This is a genomic window from Methanosarcina sp. KYL-1, assembly GCF_024372725.1.
In the GTDB taxonomy this organism is placed as follows: Archaea; Halobacteriota; Methanosarcinia; order Methanosarcinales; family Methanosarcinaceae; genus Methanosarcina.
Genome location: NZ_VOUA01000003.1, coordinates 226,606 through 245,446, shown reverse-complemented (window position 1 = coordinate 245,446; position 18,841 = coordinate 226,606). Strand labels below are relative to the sequence as shown.

Below are 18,841 nucleotides of genomic sequence, written 5' to 3'. Positions count from 1 at the left end.
GCAGGGGCTCTGTTGTCCTCCGGCTGCGAATGCCCTGCTTTTCGGCGTGGTTTTACTTTTTCTTCTTCTTGCCTTTCTTCCCGCCTTTCCTCTCAGCTTCGGCTTTTACGGCAGTTTTCTTCTTCAGCCCGCCGCCTTCTCTCTCGAGCTCTTCCTTAGCCTCAAGCAAAGCTTGTTTCTGCTCCTCGCTGACGGTAGGATAGGAAAGGTTGAGTTTCTTCATCGTGTAGTAAAGCACAGCCGCCACAGCCAGCCGTGTGAACCACTTATGATCGGCAGGTACGATATACCAGGGTGCCCACTCGGTACTTGTATGGTTGAACATGTCTTCGTAGGCATCGATATAATCGTCCCAATGAGCCCGCTCTTTAATGTCAGCTGCAGAGAACTTCCAGTTCTTCTCAGGCAACATGGTCCGCTTCAGGAAACGCTCCCTCTGGGCCTCCTTGGACACGTAGAGGAAGAACTTGACGACAATAATGCCGTTGTCAACCAGATACTTCTCGAAGTTGTTGATCTCTTCGAAACGCCGCTTCCAGATACCCTCGTCCTTCAGTGCGGGAGGGAGCTGCTGGCCGGTGAGGATCTCGGGATGTACGCGCACAACCAGGACTTCTTCATAGTAGGAACGATTGAAAATTCCGATGTCACCGCGAGCAGGCAGGGCCTTGAAGTTCCTCCACATATAATCGTGGTCTCGTTCCTCACCGGAAGGTGCCTTGAAACTGTAGACATCGACCCCCTGCGGGTTGACGCCCGACATGACGTGCTTGATTGTGCCGTCCTTGCCTGCGGCATCGAGGGCCTGAAGGACCATGAGCAGAGCATACTGGTTCTGGGCCCAGAGCTTGTCCTGCATCTCGGCGAGCCTCTGGATGCCTATTGCCAGGGTCTCTTTTGCTTCTGCTTTCGTCATCCATTTGCCGGTGAAGCCTGGGTCGTAGTCCTTCCTCAGGTTTATCTTCTTGCCGGGCGGGACCCTCATGACGTCCATCAATGCTTCAATTCTTGCTTCCACATCTTCATTTATGGTTGCCATTGTTTGATTCCCTCTATTATTCCCTGTACTGAATGTTCAAGACCGGTCGAAATTCCGAGGTTCATCCGGGCGTGTTTGAAGCTTCATTCTTTTTTAGAGACCAGGATTTCAGGCGGCAGGAAAATCGAGATGACTATGCCGAATATTGTGACGATCACCAGCCCCAATAAGGTAGTTCTTATCCCCTGAATGCGGGATATTTCATTGATCCTCAGGATTTCCTCGGCAAGGTCGGGGGGGACACCTTCCAGAGCGGCCTGCAGTTCCTCATCGCTCAAAAATTGCACATTCTCTTCTACTGCCGATACCAGGTCGGGCTTGAGGTCCTCTGGAATGGCAGTGCTGTCCTCGATTAAGGTAATGGCTCCTACTGCCAGGCCTGCGACCAGGAGAGAGCCCATAAGCGCAGTCCCGATGGCCATGCCCAGGTTCTGGGAAGTGCCCATAAGGGCAGCCGTCTCGCTTGTCCTTTCGGGAACGACCTGGGAAAGAACGAGGTTCATCACCTGGGACGCTATAAGCCCCCCGCCTATCCCTATCAGGGCAAACCCGGTCATAAGGCCAAGCCCTCTGACCTCCACGTCAATGGTTGCGATAGCCAGGAAAAGCCCTGCCAGGAGTATGACCAGGCCGGCCTGGATGATGCGCTTCGGGGCAATGAAGATCGAGAGCCGGGATGCCGTTAGCGAGGCGATCAAAAGCGGTATGGAAAGAGGCAGGTAGACAAAGCCGGTCTGCATCGCGTTTAAGCCCAGGACGATCTGAAGGAAGAGGGCCATGCTGAACAGGAAACCCCCGAAAAGGAGGGTCTGGACCAGCTGAATGAGGATTCCCGATGTGACCCTGCGGTCCCTGAGCACATCGAGTCTTACAAGCGGCATTCCTCCGCTGGTGATGATATGGCGTTCCCAGGCGGCAAAGCCCAGCAGGATAACGGCTCCTGCTGCAATGAATACGGGAGTTGGGGAAAGGCCGAACGGGGAAATTTCGATCCCTGCTATGGAGAAAGTCTGGCGTGCCTCCCACCAGCCGTAAGTCCCTGCCAGCAGTACGCCAAAAACGATAAGCCCCATTCCCAGCGCGGAGAGGATAGACCCGATTACATCCAGCTTCGGTTCTTCTCCGGCCTCGAGAAGTGCGTCCAGGATAGCACGGCTTAACGCCAGGACAATGATCACGATCACCACCTCTCCGGCAAAGGCAAGCCGCCAGGTGTATGCAGTTGTCAGCCAGCCTCCTATGATAGGGCCAAGAGCAATTCCGCTTGCAACGACCCCACCAATTATCCCGTAAGCAATGGCACGGTCCTCCCCCTCATAGTTTGAGGTCACGAGGGTCTGGATGGCAGGCATGACAAGAGTTGCCCCAAGCCCTTCAAGGATCGACCAGCCCACAAACAGCACACCTATTGTCGGGCTGATTGCCGTCAGGAAAGACCCCACCCCGTATATCACCAGTCCGAGCCTGAATGCCCGTTTTCTCCCGATAATATCTCCTATCTTTCCCCCTGTGATCATGAAGGATGCCATAACAAGTGCATACAGGGTAATGGCACCCTGGACGGTGGTTACGTTCGTATTGAAATCACTGATAAGTGCCGAAATAGAAACGTTCATGATTGTCGTATCAATTACGAGCACGAACATTGCAAGCACGAGTGCAACAAGTACGGTCTTTCTCTCTATCTTACCGCCTCCGATAAATGGGAAGAAAAGGGCACAGTTGCGGCAGACAAGTTTCCGTCATCCATTTCAGCCAGAGCTCCTCCAGGTAATTAAGCAGGGACAGAAGGTCAGGAACTCTTTTTGATCTTCCTGAAAATCATTATCTTTTGCCTTCATCTTCACTCCTTAATCTCTTCCGAATGCTTCCCTCACCCCGGGTAACATGATGTAGATAAGAACAAGGGCGTTAACGATAACTGACAGATTAACGTCATACCATGAGCCTCCGGTAACCAGCACCACAAAAGCCAGGCACAGGTTAAAGACTGAAATGACAGCGAGGAAGAGCCATGCCTGCGGGTCTACCTGCCAGAGCATCTGAGCCACCCACACCCATATGTAGGCGAGCAGGCCGTACAATAGGGCATACCAGAGGTTGAAAATACGGATGTTCAGAGGCCCGAGAAATGGCAAAAATCCAAGAAAACGAAGCATTGCAATTCCGTTTAAAAACGCCAGCAATACAGCCAGAATGGCTAGAATAGTAACACCAATAGGTCTTTCCATATTCCTTTCTCCTTATTTTTGTCTTGAAAAACTCCTTCTTCAGGTCACATATTTAGCTCTCGGTGACTGCCCCGATTCCTCCCTAAATAAGGAAAAAAACTGAACACCTGCGAAAGAACGAGGGTTACTGTCAGAAGAATGGTCAGCAGGAGCAGGACTGAGGTTGTGAAGACAACAAAGTTTCTCAGCCCTCAGCCTCCTTTTGGTCAAATATGTTTAATCTGTCCCGAAAGCCTCTCTCACCCCCGGCAGCATGATATAGATGAGGATAAGGGCGTTAATTATGACTGAGAAATTAACGTCAAACCATGAACCGCCTGTAATCAGGATCACAAAATCCAGGCACAGATTGAATACCGCAATAACAGCCAGAAACATCCAGCCCTGCGGATCTACCTGCCAGAGCATACGAGCCACCCACACCCATATGTAGGTCATCAGCCCATACAGCAGGGCATACCATAAGTTGAAAGTCCGGATATCAAGAGGCCCCAGAAAGGGTAAAAACCCCAGGAAGCGAAGCGTTATAATACCGTTTAAAACCGCCAGCAATACAGATACGATAGCCAGAATAGTAACACCGATTGGTCTTTCCATGTTGTATACCTCCTTATGTTTCAGGTCCTTTACTCCCGTCAGGACCTCATTTTAAGTCCTCCGATGATTCCCCCGATTCCTCCTGCAATCAGGAAAATCCCGAATATCCACGGCAGGACAAGGATACCGGACATCGGGTTAACCAGTAACAGCAAGCCCAGGATAATGGTAAGGACACCCAGGAGTCCCATCCCCCATCCGCCTCCCTTGAATGACCAGGCGACTTTGATAGCCCCGGCAATGATAGCCCAGACCCCGATAAAGATGATGAATAATGTAAGGACGATGAAGGGGCTTAAGACCGGGTAAATCAGTATCACGGCTCCGGCAAGGATGCTCAGGACACCCGACACCAGCTTCCAGAACCAGCTTTCCCTGTTTATCAGGAGCCCTACGATCGAAAAGATGCCTCCGATAATCCAGAAGATTGCGAGAACCTGTAAAAGCACCACAGTGGTGGCTCCCGGGGTGAATAACAGGAATAAACCTATAATGAGGGCGACAATTCCCTCCAGAAGAACTGCCCACCAGGGTACATCCAGTACTTCATACCCACCCCCATAAGCTGCAGCAGTTGTTTGTTCCATTTATCTGTACCTCCAGAATTCCTTTGAGTGCCTGTCCGTCAGTACAACTTCAGTACAACGTCAGTACAACGTCAATACCATCCGCTCTGTACGCTGCCCAGGTTCAGGTGCAGGTTCAGGTAGTTAAGGAGGTCTTAACGGATGCCTCATTTATCTCCCATTTTTCCTTAACCACGGGCTCCCTATCCCGGGATAATTGCAACTATAACAAAGCCAGAGTCAAGAAGCAATACCGTCTTTCCCCACTTATAAAGACGGATACGTTCTCCTGCCGGGAGCAGTGCATAGGTGAATAAACCACGAATGTAATACAGCTCGTCCCGCCAATCCCCGTTTTTGGGATAGACCCTTTACGAAAGGTGACGGGCTGAAACGGTATCATTTCCACTGCTGCAGGTACCTGGCATGACGCAGGCGATATTGAAATTCTTCAGTTATGCATCACTACATCAAAATAGAGAAAGGGTTTTTAGTACCTGTTTTGTTTCAACGTTTCAATATATGTTAAATGCCCTTTCACATTTGATCGGATTTGATCAGATTTTGAGTAGTGATATATAAATATATATTAACCATTTTATATAAACTAGTTCATTTTTAATTCTCAAAAAAGGCTTAATAGACCCCCGGTGGATCAGTTGATATTATTTTGAAGTTATTATTTTGAAGTATCCGTAAATAATTTCTTACTACCTTTTTTCCCACAGAAAATGCGCTTATAGCCATCCTGCCGCAGGAAGAAGAATAGCGGTAGAATCATAAGACCAAACCCAATACTTTCAAAAGAACCTGAATGCTGTGGAGAATGAACCAGAATACTGTGGAGAATATTTTACTTATACTCCGCCTGGATCGAGAAATGCTTCTCTTAACCCCGAAAACCTTTTTCAATCCAAATGTCACAAAATACCCCCGCCAGCTTGCCTGGCGGAGCCTCCCCAAAAAGAAATGAAAGAAATATGGAAGATAAATATAAATGAAAAAATATAGATGAGAACTATATTTATATTTTTTAGTTTGTGACGGCTAGTGCACTAATTTCAAATTGAATTCCTGTATTTTTTTCGGAACTCTTCCTTTCAGTCAACCGGAGGCTCTTTTTGGTTATCACATACCCTATTTGGTCATCACAATACCCTTTTTGGTCATCACAGACCCTTTTTGGTCATCACAATGCCCTTTTTGGTCATCACAATACCCTTTTGAGTCATCACAATGCCCTTTTTGGTCATCACAATACCCTTTTTGGTTATCACAATACCCTTTTGAGTCATCACAATGCCCTTTTGAGTCATCACAATGCCCTTTTGAGTTATCCTAATATACTACTCAGTAGTCTGCTACTCTTTTGCTCTTACATATACATTTTATAGAAAAGGCCGGCCGACTTCGCGGCCGGTGAGAGTGTCGGTACCTGAAAAGCAGATTGAAAAAAGTTTTATTCTGTTCTGTTTAATCGAATAAATATCAACCGTGTAAAGTGGATGAATACCGTAGCTATTACAGCTCGATCTATTTTTTCAGGAAAATATCCCCAGGACATGTTCCCTGCTCTTGGGCCTCAAAGCATTTCCCTGTTATTCGGGATAGAAGAAAAAAGATAAACAAACGAAACAGGTAAATAAACAGGTAAAAAAGGAAAGTAAACAAAGAAAAGGTAAACAAAGAAACATACAAACAAGGAAACACCTGAACAAGAAATAAATAAAACCTGTAACCTTCACATTCCAGAGGATCACCGATGAATTCGATAAAGCAACGAGACATTCCCCTTTATATTTACCATGCCGGGCAGTGCGACCCGAAAAAATGCACGGGAAGAAAAATGGCACGTTTCGAGCTTGCCCGCCTTTTTGATAAGGTTTCGAAACTGCCTCGCTCCGCAATTCTCATGGATCCCTTTGCCGAAAAAGCCTTATCTCCGGCTGACAACCCGGGGAGGGGGATTATCGTGCTTGACTGCTCCTGGGAGGAGGTCGAAAGGGTCTTTCCGGAGCTGGAAAAGCTTGACCTGCAGCACAGGGCTCTGCCTTACCTCCTTGCAGGCAACCCGGTTAACTTCGGAAGGCCCTTAAAGCTCAATTCCGCCGAAGCCTTCGCTGCAGCCCTTTACATCCTGGGATACAAAGAGCAGGCCGAAAAAGTCCTCTCGAAGTTCAACTGGGGACACAGTTTCCTTGAGCTGAACCACGAACCTCTGGAGGATTACTCAAAAGCCAGAAACAGCACTGAAATTGTGGAAATCCAGAGCCACTACATCTGAACCAATACATCTGAACCAATACATCGAGCCACCACATCCGAACCAATACATCTGAACCAATACATCGAGCCACCACATATGAGGCATTGCTTTTGAAAACCGGACCCAAAAAACAGGTAGGTGTTATCGGGGCAGGGGCCTGCGGGGAATACGTGAAAAACCTTGCCGAAAAAGTGGGCAGGGAAATTGCAAGGAGAGGAGCCGTGCTAATCTGTGGGGGGCTCGGAGGGGTTATGGAGGCTGCTGCCTGCGGGGCAAAGCGGGGAGGAGGAGTTACCCTGGGGGTCCTCCCGGGCAGCCGGAGAGAAGATGCAAACCCGTGGATAGACGTTGCCGTCCTTAGCGGGCTGGGACATGCCCGAAACGCCCTTATCGCCCAGTCTGCAGACGCCCTGATAGCTGTGGACGGGGAATACGGGACCCTCTCGGAGATAGCGCTTGGCCTTAAGATGGGAAAGCCCGTGATCGTACTTGAGTCCAGGTGGGAGATCGAGGGGGTGCACAGGGCAAAGACTCCCGAAGAAGCTGTCGAACTCGCTTTCAGGCTGATGAAAGAAATATAATAGAAATATAACAGAAAGATGAAAGAATGGTAAAAGAATGATGAAAAAATGATGAAAGAAAGGCAGAGGGTCCGAAAGAGGGAAAAAGTCGGGGATAATTATATCAGGTCATGATTTTACATACGGATGGCAGTATAATTCTGGATTCAATCCAAAAATATATATTACAAAAGGAAACTTCAAGAAATAAGGCCAGTCTTTGACTCAGGCTGGCAGGAATTTCGGGGTAGTTGGAATTCCTCCATAAAATATAAGAGAAGTTTCACTGGAGTTTTAAATGCACCTTATCGTGACGGAAAAAAATATCGCAGCCAGGAGGATAGCTGCGATTCTGGCACCAAAAAGCCCTAAGAAGGAAAGGGTCAGCGGCGTGGATACCTACCGGTATGAGGCAGGCTCCGGCAAGGATAAGCAGGAGACCGTGGTTATAGGGCTTTCCGGCCATATTGTGGGAATCGATTTCCCAAAAGAATACAACAACTGGCAGAAAGTCGATGCAAAAGCCCTCATAGACGCCGAGATCATAACGACCCCCATCAACCGGAAGATCGTGACGGCCTTAAAGAGCCTGGGAAAAGAGGCAGAACGAGTCACAATCGGCACTGACTACGACCGGGAAGGAGAACTCATAGGGGTCGAAGCCCTCAATATCATAAAAAAAGTAAACCCTGATGCCACTTTTAACAGGGTACGCTACAGTGCCATAACCCCGAAAGCCATCGAAACTGCTTTTGCAAACCCCACCAGCGTGGACTTCAACCTGGCAGACGCCGGCCATTCCAGGCAGGTCATCGACCTGGTCTGGGGCGCAGCCCTCACCCGCTATATCTCCCTTGCCGCAGGCAGGCTCGGGAAGATGTTCCTCTCCGTCGGGAGGGTGCAGTCACCTACCCTTTCCCTCATAGTGGACCGGGAAAAAGAAAGGAACGCCTTTGTCCCCACCCCGTACTGGGAAATCCACGCCGAGCTGGAAAACAACAAAGGGGAATCGTTTTCCGCCCAGCACGCGACCCGGCGCTTCCTGGATAAAGAAGAAGCTTCCACCGTATTCAAGAAACTGGGGAAAAAAGCCGAAGTACGGGAAATCGAGAGGGGGACAAGAGCCGACCAGCCCCCTACCCCATTCAACACCACAGGCTTCATCAGCGCGGCAAACGCTGTCGGACTCAGCCCTTCAAACGCCATGCGCATAGCCGAGTCTCTCTATACTAACGGGTACATCTCCTACCCGAGGACAGACAATACTGTTTATCCGGATACCCTCGACCTGCGGGCCCAGATCGAGATTTTCAAGACCGGCATTTTTGAGGAGTACGCAAACGCCCTCCTTGCAAAAAAGGAGCTAACCCCTACCCGCGGGAAGAAAGAAACCACGGACCACCCCCCTATCTACCCGGCTTCACTGGCACAAAAGTCTGAGCTGAAAGAAGACGAGTGGAAGGTCTACGAACTCGTGGTCAGGCGCTTTTTTGCAACCTTTGCCGAACCCAGCGAATGGGAAACCCTGAAAATAAAGCTCGACGTCAACGGAGAAGAGTTCAGGGCAAACGGAGCCAGGCTTGTTGTGCCCGGCTGGCGCTGGTACTATCCCTATAACGCCCCTGAAGACAGGCTGCTTCCTGAACTCAAGGAAGGGGACTTGCTAAAGGTGGCAAAAAAAGAGATGCTGGACAAGGAGACCCAGCCTCCGGGCCGCTACGGGCAGGGAAGGCTTATCAACATGATGGAAGAACTCGGGCTCGGGACCAAGGCCACAAGGCACGAGATCATCAGCAAGCTCTATTCCAGGGCCTACATCCACGGCAACCCCGTGCAGCCCACGAATACCTCTTTTGCTGTCCTGGACACCCTGGAAAAATATTCCCCCACAATTACGAAACCTGACATGACCCGTATCCTTGAGGAAAACATGGACAGGATTGCCGAAGGCCAGATCCCGGAAGAAACTGCCCTCGAAGAGTCAAGGGAAATGCTAAAACAGGTCTTTTCCGAACTTGATAAGAACAGGGAAAGGATCGTGGAATCCCTTCATGCCGGCCTCCGGGAAGACAAGATCACAGGCACCTGCCCCGAATGCGGAAACGAGCTCATGGTCCGCCGCTCGAAAAGGGGAGGCCGTTTCATAGGCTGCAACAACTACCCTAACTGCAACTTCTCCCTGCCCCTGCCCAGGAGCGGGCAGATCGTGGTCACGGATAAGTTCTGTGAGGGGCACGGGATGTACCACCTGAGGATAATCAATACCGGAAAGCGGCCCTGGGACCTGGGCTGCCCCCAGTGCAATTTCATCGAGTGGCAGAAAGCCCAGAAAGAAGAGCAGGCCCAGCAGCCGAAAAAAGAGCGCCCGAAGTCCCTCAAGGACATTGAAGGAGTGGGCAAGGTCACGGCTGAAAAGCTCGAGGAAGCAGGGATTTCCAGCGTCGAAGACCTGATCGGAGCCGACCCAGTGGAACTTTCAAAGCTTACGAAAATCAGTGTGAAAAAGATTAAAAACTGGCAGGACTCCTGCGGCGGGGAAGCCGAAAGCTGCTGAAAATATTTTTAGTTCAACTGAAAATATTTTTCCTGTCAGATAGTTATTTATTGAAGCCTGTCCATTTTTTTCTTAGAAATTTTTACGGCTGTAAGCCGGCTAATTCAAGCCGGCTAATTTAAGCTGGCTAATTTCAAACAGTTTTTCAAAAAATTATTTTAAGAGAACATGGCGACTGCCAGGAATGGCGGCCGGCATACCCACTCTACATACTTAACAATTTTTTAATTAGCGAAAGGAGTGTTTTATCTTGGAGCTTACATTTAAAGGCGGATGCAGGGAAGTCGGACGTTCGGGACTGCTTGTCAACGGAGAAATCCTGCTCGATTACGGCATCAAGGCCGGGAATATTCCCGAGTACCCCATGAACGGGATGGAACCAAAAGCCGTGCTCGTCTCCCACGGGCACCTGGACCACTGCGGAGCAGTCCCGAACCTCATGTACATGAACCCGGAAGTCTTCATGACCCCTCCTACTGCCGAGTTTACCGAACTCCTGGGGAGAGACACACTGAAACTCGCGGAAAGGACCCTCTCGGGGGTTGCCCCCTTTGACCCTGACGACCTGCAAAAGCTCAGCCGCTTAACCCGGAGAAAGGACTACGGGGAACAGTTTAAAACCCACGGGTACAGCGCCTGTTTCTATGGAGCCGGGCACATCCCGGGAGCCGCAGGAATCCACCTGGAAGCCGAATCCGGAGAAAGCCTCTTTTACACAGGCGACCTCAGCCTGAAAGAAACGAGGCTGGTCCCGGGGGCAGAGCCGTTTCCTGAGGCAGACTCCCTTGTGCTCGAAAGCACCTATTTCGGGGAAGACCACACCCCCAGGAAAGAAACCGAAGAGAGGTTCATAGAATCGATCTGGGAAACCCTGGACCGGGGAGGGACAGCACTTATCCCTGCCTTTGCCATAGGCAGGACCCAGGAAATCCTCCTGCTCCTGGACGCCCACGGGATCAGGCCCTATGTGGACGGCATGGGAAAAGACGTGTACAAGATCCTCAAAAAATACCCCGAATACCTTAAAACCCCCGAGCTCCTTGACAGGGCCTTCGATCACGCAACCCTCGTAAAAGAGCACAAAAGGGACTCAGTCCTGGAAGAGCCCTCGGTCATTGTTACAACCGCCGGGATGCTGAACGGAGGCCCCATCCTTTCCTACCTTAGCAAGCTCTACAAAGACCCGGACTCAAAGGTCCTGCTCACAGGCTACCAGGTTGAGGGCACAAACGGCAGGCTGGCCGCAGAAAAAAGGCTCATTGAAATCAACGGGGAAGTCCTTACCTTAAAGCCGAAGGTTGAGCAGTACGACTTTTCCGCCCACTGCGGCGACCTGGAACTGAAACAGCTGGTAAAGGACTTCTGCAACAAGGGCACGGAAAGGGTCTTTGTAATGCACGGGGACAAGACCGAAACATTTGCACAGTGGATTTCTGAAGAAATCGGCGTTGAAGCGTATGCGCCTGCAATCGGGGAGTCTTTCAGCTTTTAACGAAGGTTTCAGCTTTTAACGAAGGTTGATCACAATTGATCAACCATGGACATATTTATGAGGAATAATAAAACTGGTGCGGCGTTATTACCGTCTCCCGTGGTTATTTCTCCGAGCGCCAGCGAGGCCTGCTCGTTAAAACTGCCATGAGTAAGAAGCGTGAATAGAAGAAGAATTAACCGCCGGTTTCAATACTTATTTTTTATTTTATGCAGGTTGGCGGGCGGCTGAGAGCGTTTAGTCGGAGCAACCTGCTTCAAAAATGAAAACGTGTTAAAACCCATGAATCTTCTCATCTGAATCCAAGCATAAAGCGACCTTCTTATGTACATGATTACCTCAAAATCCCGCTTTCCCAAACAAAATCTTCTCTTGGATCATGATAGTATTTCCGTATCGAATGCATAGGAAGCTTCGGATTTTTGGCTACCTCAAGGGGTACGCAAAATACTTCTGCAGGAGAATTTGGTCTGCCCTCAAGGCCTAATACTACGTAAAAGAGTATCTGTCTTTCCTGCGCAAAAGAAAAGTATCTATTCATTTGGTCAGGGTACGACCAAGCAAAGTCACCATTCACCAATCGAGATCGATACTTGCATTCAACACAAAAAATTTCATTTGATTCCCTGTGGCGAATCACCAAGTCAGGGTTGCATTCTGACTCAACAAAACGATTGTGTTTTCTGGTCATATCAGTTGTCCAGTCTACAATAGAAAAAAACTCATCCCTAAACCGGTCTACAACATATCTTTCGAATTCGTCTCCCTTTTTAACACTTTCATTTGTCTGGTCCGGTTCAAAATGAGTATTAATGTGAATCTTTGAATCCAATTTGTAATCCTTGAGATTTTCCAGTCTTGTAAAAGACTCACCTTCATAAGCTTCAGATGGTATATTTTCTTCAAAAGGAAAACTGGTTCTCAGTACAGATTTTATTGGAGTATTGTGTGTTTTGTTTGTAGGGATTTTGTTTCTGGAGGAGTTTGTATTCCAAACTGTTTCTTCAGGAACATTATATATCCTGTTGACAGCGCCTTCATATTCGGAATAATTTTTATCCAGAGGGTCATTTGATCTTCTTTTGGCGAATTTAAGATGGATAATCAAAGCTATTAATCCGAGTATTATGACAACATAATAATATGTAATTATGAACTGAATAATGGCTCCTATTATCAATAAAGTACCGCCTAAGAGTATGAGTATGGCTACTCCATCGCCCATATCCTCATTCGACTTTCGTTTTTTGTAAGACTTATAGTACCTTCTTTTCCCGGATCTATACCTTGTTTTACTTGTCACTTCCATTGACCCCCACTAAATTTATTGGTCACTTTTACACTTGAATCAATAAAATATAAATAACTTATGTAATAATTTTAAAAATGAGATTTATTTTGTTGAAGTACGGTTTTCCTCTATTAGTTGGTTGATGTTATTCCAAAATACCTGAATAATTTCAATTTACTTTAAAGAAAAGGCCGGCCTCCTTCGTCAGCAGAGTTGCGGCTCTGCAGTCCGCGATCCTTTTCGCTCGCTACACTCCCTCAAGAGGACTTGAATTTTAAAATCCGGTCATTTTATATTTTATGTGGACGGCCACCCGGTGAGAGTTCTGGTACTGTGAAGCAGATCGAAAAACCTTAAGCCGGAAAAACCCCAATACCTCTACATGATTCTCAATCCCGAATCCGAAGTGCTCGAAACGCTTGCAAAAAGCATCCTTCTTGCCGCCCGGACCGCCCCGAAGGCTAAAGGAGTGGACGACATCGTAACGGCCCTGGTCGAAAAAGAGGACATCGAAGTCCTTGCCTCTACCATGGAAAAACTCGCCTCCAGGAAAGGCGAAGGCTTTTCCTTCCTGAAAAGGGATGCAGGCAACCTCAGGAACGCCGGGGCTGCCGTCCTTATAGGGGTTAAAGCCAGCGGGGCTGCAGGCCTGAACTGCGGAGCCTGCGGCTTTGCAACCTGCAAAGAGATGCTTGCACAGCAGAAAATAGAAGAAGAATTCCGGGGCCCCAACTGCATGCTCAAGTACGCCGACCTCGGGATAGCTGTCGGCTCAGCCGTTGCCAGGGCAAAAGACCTCTGCATCGATAACCGGGTCATGTACACTTTGGGAGCAGCTGCCAGGGTCTCGGGGCTGCTGGATGCGGACGTGGCGTTCGGGATCCCGCTGAGCGTGAAGGGGAAGAACATTTTCTTTGACAGGAAATGACGTTTTTCTTTGACAGAAAATGGCGCCTTTTTTAAGGAGGGGGGCCTTTTTTAGGGGGCTTTAAATCAGCCCTCTCCTCCGCTCGCTCCTGTACTCGTCAAAGAGGCTCTGCAATTCGTCTTCTTTGGCTTTCTGGCGCCTTTTTTCGGCTGCTTTTTCCCATTCGGAAATGGCGGTTTTCAGGGCTTCGGGCTCGGCCATTGCAAAGTCGTCGGCTCTCTCGAGCTGGACTTCTTTTAAGACGGGCACGGCTCCTTTGAAAAAGACCTCTTCGGCTGCATGGGAGATGTCTTCGGGGATGAGGACTGCTCTTATCCCGGCTTCCACAAGGAGCTGGGCGGTTGCGGCCCCGCCTCCGCTTGGGTTTTCCAGGAAGACGACGTCGCCTGCTTTGAGCCCGTATTTCTCGTTTGTTTCGGCAATGGACTCCTTCGTAAAGGCGGAAATGACCTTGACGGGGGTACCTTCGCCCCGGATTTCCATTTTACGGATTTTACGGAGTTTGTTGTTCCTCCGCCTGAGCTCTTTTATGGTTTTGTTCTTTTTGCCTAGCTCGTTTCTCAGGGTCTCGATGGTCCCTTCCCGGATCTGGATCTCTTTTTGCTTCCGGACTTCAGCGTAGGCATCCCTTTTGAAGCCTTTTAACCTTGCCTCAAGCTTCGAGAGTTTCCGGTCTTTTGCAGCCAGTTCCCGCTTTAACTCCTCGACGTATTCCTGCAGGTTCTGGACCTGATCCCCCTGCCGCTGGATGGTCTCCCTCATTTTCAGGAGGGTTTCATCGGCTGCCCCTTCCCCGGGCTTTTCAGGCAGCCGGGCTTTCCGGGTTTTTTCCGGCTCCTCCGGCCCTGCAAGGACTTTTTCGATAGCTGCCTCTATCGAATCTCCCTGAATTACCCGCAGCTTGATGAGTTCGAGATCTGCGCCTTCGGGCGCTTTCTTTTCAATCCGGGTAAAGATGTTCTTATAACCCCTGTAAGTGAGGAGGGCTGCGGTAAGGGCGTCCCTCTCGTGGTCGTTTGAGTAGCCGAAGGTCTTTCCCAGGGAGATCTTTTCCTCGGCCGAGACCTCCATCCCCGGGCTTGCAGGGACTGCATTGAAACTGCGCCTGATCTTTTCAACCGAACCCGGCATCGGGGTCACGTCGCTGGCAATGACAGCGGGTTTTCCGTATTCGGCAATTAACTTGACCACTTCGTCAGGGGCAATGCCCCGGAAGCTTTTCAAGAAGAGCAGGTCCCCGTCCAGGGAGAGGATGGCAATGCCCACGGTGGTCCCGGGGTCGATCCCCACGATGGTAAATTTGCGCCTGGGCTCCTTCTGTTTGAGGGGGATATAGCGGATCTTGTCGCGTTCGACGCTTTTTACGCTTACCTGCGCGTCACTGGTGGCCATTGAGTGTATTGGTATCTCTCCGCGTTTCGCATAGACTGTATATTCGGAGCGGACGTAGCCTCCGAACCCTTTTACGTTTACGGCTTCAAACCTGATGCCCTTTTCCCGGGCAAGGCTCTTGAGGACGTTTTCGATCTCCCGGCTCCGCTCCATCACCGCCCCGTGGACCTTTCTCCGGTAGCGGTTCTGGCTCCAGCCCCCCCGCCCGAGGGAGCGGGCCCTGCTGACCTTGATCCTTGTCATGTCCTCAAAAAGGGAAACCTCATGCCCGACTCCCATATCCGCAAGGCGGGCACAGGCTTCGGCTTCTTCATTGGGGTTTGCCGGGTCAAAGGAAAGCCCGTGTTTTTTCCCGAGCCTGATAAGGGGTTCGAGGTGCATCCCGCCTGTTACCTGGACAAGTTTCACTCCGTCAGGCAGGCGCCCCATGATGGCTAGAAGCTCGCTTTTGTCAGCAGCAAGCTCGAAGATATTGTCCACGGCAATTATCTCCGGCCGGTCCCTTATGATCATATTAAGGACCTTCTGGCGGCGGAGCATGCTGTGGTGGGAAACTTCCCCGTCCCTGAGAACAGCCAGGGCATACCTGGGAAGCTCCTTTGCCCGCGGAGAACCCCGGGCAATGTCAATTCCATAGATAATCCTGTTTTGCATGAATACCTATATTTTATTTTTTGTTGGATATATATTTAACTGTTTTCTACCTTCATTATATATATTTCGTACTATCTATAAAGTCCTGATCTTCACACAGGTTCTGCCCCCTCACAGATTCTGCCCCTCTCGTATCAGCTAACCCTCAACTTTTAAAATTTATCTCCTTTAAGCTTTCCCGGAAAAATAGGCCCGGTAATTAGCTTTTTTCTAGAGTATCCTATAATAAACAAGAACTTATATATATAAAAATCAAAGAGATAAATACTGGATGAGCGGCCACAATAAAAACGGATACAACGAACCATTTGAAACCGGTTCGAATTCATTTGATTATATCGAGCGTCTGCATGAACTTCAGGTCGTTAACGACATCTTAACCAAAACATACCAGCTCGAAGATACTGACATCATATGTGAGTTAACCGGAGAAGCCGTTCACAAGTTAAACAGGGATTGCTATGTCATTGTATCACTTTATGATGGCAGTACAAATGCTGTCAGGATAAGAGCAGCAATAGGGCTTGAGGGCTTGACGGAGAAAGCGGCTGGCATTCCGGAAAAAGGTCTTGATGACATTTCCTTCCGGATGAAAGATATGGAGTTAAATAGCCACCTATTTACAAGCGGCAAACTTGAATCTTTTAAAGATGGCCTCCATGCCTTGCTGGCAAAAAAAGTACCCTCCGATTCCTGTAAAAAAGTTGAAGAGATTCTTAACATCGACTCCATCCGGGTTATTGGTTTTTCAAACGAAGAGAAGGTTTTTGGGAGCATCTCCATTCTGGTGCCGAAAGGACAAAAAGTTAAAAATGTTTCTGCCATTGAAACAATTGCCTCCCACATTTCAACAAAAATTCAAGCTATTTACACAAAAAAAGACCTTCTTGAAGCTGAAAACCGATTCAAACTCCTTTTCCAGCAAGCTCCCCTGAGCTATCATTCCCTTGATGAATACGGATATTTCATTGATGTAAATAATACATGGCTCGAAAACCTCGGTTATTCCTACGAAGAAGTCGTTGGAAAGTGGTTAGGGGATTTTCTTGCACCTGAGTATGTTGAAATATTCAAACAGAATTTTCTCAAATTCGGGGCACAGGGAGAAACGCATGGCTCCGAATATGAAGTGATAAGGAAAGACGGTAAAAGGATCAATATAGTCATTGACGGGAAAATAGCCTATAACGAGGATGGCAGTTTCAAGCAGACACATTGTGTTTTCAAAGATATCACGGCCCAGAAGAAAGCCGAAAGAAAAGCTTTCGAAAATGAAAAACTTTTGCGCTCGATGATGGATGCTATTACAGAATCTGCGATTCTTGTGGAGCCGGATAGTACAGTTGTTTATATTAATGAAACCGCAGCCAGGCGGCTTAAGACCACACCGGAAGAATGCATTGGGCGTAAACTCAATAGATTACTTCCTGAAGAAATAAAGAACTCTCGGAAACAAATGTTCGATTCCGCTCTGGCTGAGCGCAGACCTGTAAAGTTTAAGGATATGCGAGGTGGGCATTATTGTCTCAACAACATCTACCCCGTTTATGACTCATCCAACCAATTGTCCTATTTCGCAATTTTTTCAATGAACATTACCGAATACAAAGAATCCAAAAATAAATTGAAATGGGAACTTGCCGTCAACAGGTCACTTGCAGAACTGGCAGATGCCCTGATAGACCCGAATAATTCCATTGAGACGATTGCAAACATTGTCCTTTCGGTCTCTCAGGAGCTGACAGGAAGCGAACACGGATATGTTTCTTCCATTGACCCCGAAACCGGCGATAACGTCTGCCATACTCTGACCAGAATGATGGAAAATTGCAGCATAAAGGAAAACGCTAAAAGAATTGCTTTTCCAAAAAGGCCGGATGGCCTTTATCCCAAATTACTCGGCCACTCTTTAAACACGAAAAAAGGCTTTTATACAAATTCTCCGGAGATGTATCCGGGATCAGGAGGAGCCCCCGAGGGGCACATTTCCCTGAACAATTTTTTAAGTGTCCCGGCAATTGTCGGGGATGAACTCATGGGACAGATATCCCTTGCAAATTCAAAACGCGGGTATTCAGATTCCGAATTTGAAGCAATCAGAAAAGTTGCCGCACTTTATGCACTTGCACTTCAGCAAAAGCGGGCTTCAATGGAACTCCAGTATAGGGACACGATTCTAAAATCTATTTTTGAATCAACTGTTGACGGTATTTTTGTTGTTGACAAAAACCATAAAATCCTTTTTTCAAATTCAAAGCTTGTCAAAATGTTGAAAATACCTGAAGCTCTGGCCAGCACTAAAAATTACGAAAAGTTATTTGCTTTTTTTTTAGGCCAGGTGAAATGCCCTGAAGAGTATGTATTGAAGGAGCAGACCATTTACAGCTCAAATGAAACCGATAATTCTTATATTCATTTTAAAGATGGACGGACATTTGAAAGTCTATCAACTCCGCTCATAAGCAATGGAATAACTAAAGGCCGTGTATGGAGTATCAGGGATGTTACTGAAAAGGCTGAGGCGGAAAAAGCTCTTGTTAACGCAAAAATCCATGCAGAGGAAGCTAACCGAACCAAAAGTGAGTTCCTCACGACGATGAGCCATGAACTGCGAACACCTCTCAATTCGGTAATAGGTTACTCCAATATATTGCTCACCCAGATGTTCGGTCCCCTGAATGAAAGGCAATTGAAGTATCTTAACAACATTTCCATAAGTGGAAACCACCTTCTTAACCTGATCAATGATATTCTCGATATTTCCAGAATAGAATCCGGAGATGTTTCGCTATCTTTTGAAACCGTATCTGTTGCAGATGTTTTTGAAGATGTAAAGAATATCGCAGTTCCATTAGCCACTTCTAAAAAAATATCCATGGATTTCTCAGCCGAACCTCTTAACCTGGAGATATATGCAGATAAAATAAAGTTCAAGCAAATTCTCCATAACCTTGTGAATAATGCCCTGAAATTTACCCCCGAAAATGGATACGTACAGGTTGAGACTAAAAAGTCAAGAAACATAATAGAAATATCAGTAAGGGATAGCGGAATCGGAATTCCGGAGGATAAACAAAAAACAATTTTTGAACCCTTTAAACAGGTTGATTCCTCGCTTTCCAGAATGTACAACGGGACAGGGTTAGGCCTGACGATAGTCAAAAAATTCGTTGAAATGCATGGTGGAGAAATAAGGGTTAAAAGTGAAGTGGAAAAAGGAAGCACATTCACAATTATAATGCCCTGTAGACGGGAAATAATTTAATTTGCC

General features: G+C 48.0%; 14 protein-coding genes. 7 read left to right on the top strand and 7 right to left on the bottom strand.

Annotated elements, in window-relative coordinates:
• Positions 1-52: 52 nt before the first annotated feature.
• From FTO70_RS04615 to FTO70_RS04605, 3 genes are all read right to left on the bottom strand, one after another.
• On the bottom strand, positions 53-1,039 hold the full coding sequence (locus FTO70_RS04615; RefSeq protein ID WP_255334529.1) for a polyphosphate kinase 2 family protein: 987 nt from the start codon (positions 1,037-1,039) through the stop codon (positions 53-55).
• Positions 1,040-1,122: 83 nt separating this feature from the next.
• Positions 1,123-2,685, bottom strand: a complete 1,563-nt coding sequence (locus FTO70_RS04610; RefSeq protein WP_255334572.1) for an MFS transporter — start codon at positions 2,683-2,685, stop codon at positions 1,123-1,125.
• 204 nt (positions 2,686-2,889) lie between these two features.
• Positions 2,890-3,198, bottom strand: coding sequence for a hypothetical protein (locus FTO70_RS04605; RefSeq protein WP_255334528.1), 309 nt, complete (start codon positions 3,196-3,198; stop codon positions 2,890-2,892).
• A 37-nt stretch (positions 3,199-3,235) separates the two neighbouring features.
• Between FTO70_RS04605 and FTO70_RS04600 the strand changes: the two genes are divergently transcribed.
• Entirely contained in the window at positions 3,236-3,373 is a 138-nt protein-coding gene (locus tag FTO70_RS04600; protein WP_255334527.1) for a hypothetical protein, read from the top strand.
• Between the two features lie 113 nt (positions 3,374-3,486).
• Here FTO70_RS04600 and FTO70_RS04595 read toward each other — a convergent pair whose 3' ends face one another.
• Positions 3,487-3,867 carry a hypothetical protein gene (locus FTO70_RS04595; RefSeq protein WP_255334526.1) on the bottom strand — a complete coding sequence of 127 codons (381 nt, stop codon included), beginning with the start codon at positions 3,865-3,867 and terminating at the stop codon, positions 3,487-3,489.
• A gap of 38 nt (positions 3,868-3,905) precedes the next feature.
• Complete coding sequence (locus FTO70_RS04590; RefSeq protein ID WP_255334525.1) at positions 3,906-4,454, bottom strand: HdeD family acid-resistance protein; 549 nt, start codon at positions 4,452-4,454, stop codon at positions 3,906-3,908.
• Positions 4,455-6,195: 1,741 nt separating this feature from the next.
• On the opposite strand from FTO70_RS04590, the gene FTO70_RS04585 reads away from it, so the two are divergent.
• From FTO70_RS04585 to FTO70_RS04570, 4 genes are all read left to right on the top strand, one after another.
• Entirely contained in the window at positions 6,196-6,717 is a 522-nt protein-coding gene (locus tag FTO70_RS04585) for a DUF367 family protein (RefSeq protein ID WP_255334524.1), read from the top strand.
• Between the two features lie 92 nt (positions 6,718-6,809).
• Positions 6,810-7,280, top strand: a complete 471-nt coding sequence (locus FTO70_RS04580; protein ID WP_255334523.1) for a TIGR00725 family protein — start codon at positions 6,810-6,812, stop codon at positions 7,278-7,280.
• A 277-nt stretch (positions 7,281-7,557) separates the two neighbouring features.
• The gene (locus FTO70_RS04575; RefSeq protein WP_255334522.1) at positions 7,558-9,813 is read left to right on the top strand and encodes a DNA topoisomerase I; all 2,256 of its coding nucleotides are present in this window, start codon (positions 7,558-7,560) and stop codon (positions 9,811-9,813) included.
• A gap of 250 nt (positions 9,814-10,063) precedes the next feature.
• Entirely contained in the window at positions 10,064-11,305 is a 1,242-nt protein-coding gene (locus tag FTO70_RS04570) for an MBL fold metallo-hydrolase (RefSeq protein ID WP_255334521.1), read from the top strand.
• Positions 11,306-11,639: 334 nt separating this feature from the next.
• Here the strand turns inward: FTO70_RS04570 and FTO70_RS04565 are convergent, their stop codons facing one another.
• On the bottom strand, positions 11,640-12,614 hold the full coding sequence (locus FTO70_RS04565) for a hypothetical protein (protein WP_255334520.1): 975 nt from the start codon (positions 12,612-12,614) through the stop codon (positions 11,640-11,642).
• 364 nt (positions 12,615-12,978) lie between these two features.
• Between FTO70_RS04565 and FTO70_RS04560 the strand changes: the two genes are divergently transcribed.
• Positions 12,979-13,524: a ferredoxin domain-containing protein gene (locus FTO70_RS04560; RefSeq protein WP_255334519.1), complete on the top strand. Its 546-nt coding sequence runs from the start codon at positions 12,979-12,981 to the stop codon at positions 13,522-13,524.
• Between the two features lie 60 nt (positions 13,525-13,584).
• On the opposite strand, the gene FTO70_RS04555 is transcribed toward FTO70_RS04560, so the two are convergent.
• Positions 13,585-15,570, bottom strand: a complete 1,986-nt coding sequence (locus FTO70_RS04555; protein WP_255334518.1) for a DUF460 domain-containing protein — start codon at positions 15,568-15,570, stop codon at positions 13,585-13,587.
• Positions 15,571-15,841: 271 nt separating this feature from the next.
• On the opposite strand from FTO70_RS04555, the gene FTO70_RS04550 reads away from it, so the two are divergent.
• Positions 15,842-18,835, top strand: a complete 2,994-nt coding sequence (locus tag FTO70_RS04550) for a PAS domain S-box protein (RefSeq protein WP_255334517.1) — start codon at positions 15,842-15,844, stop codon at positions 18,833-18,835.
• Positions 18,836-18,841 lie beyond the last annotated feature (6 nt).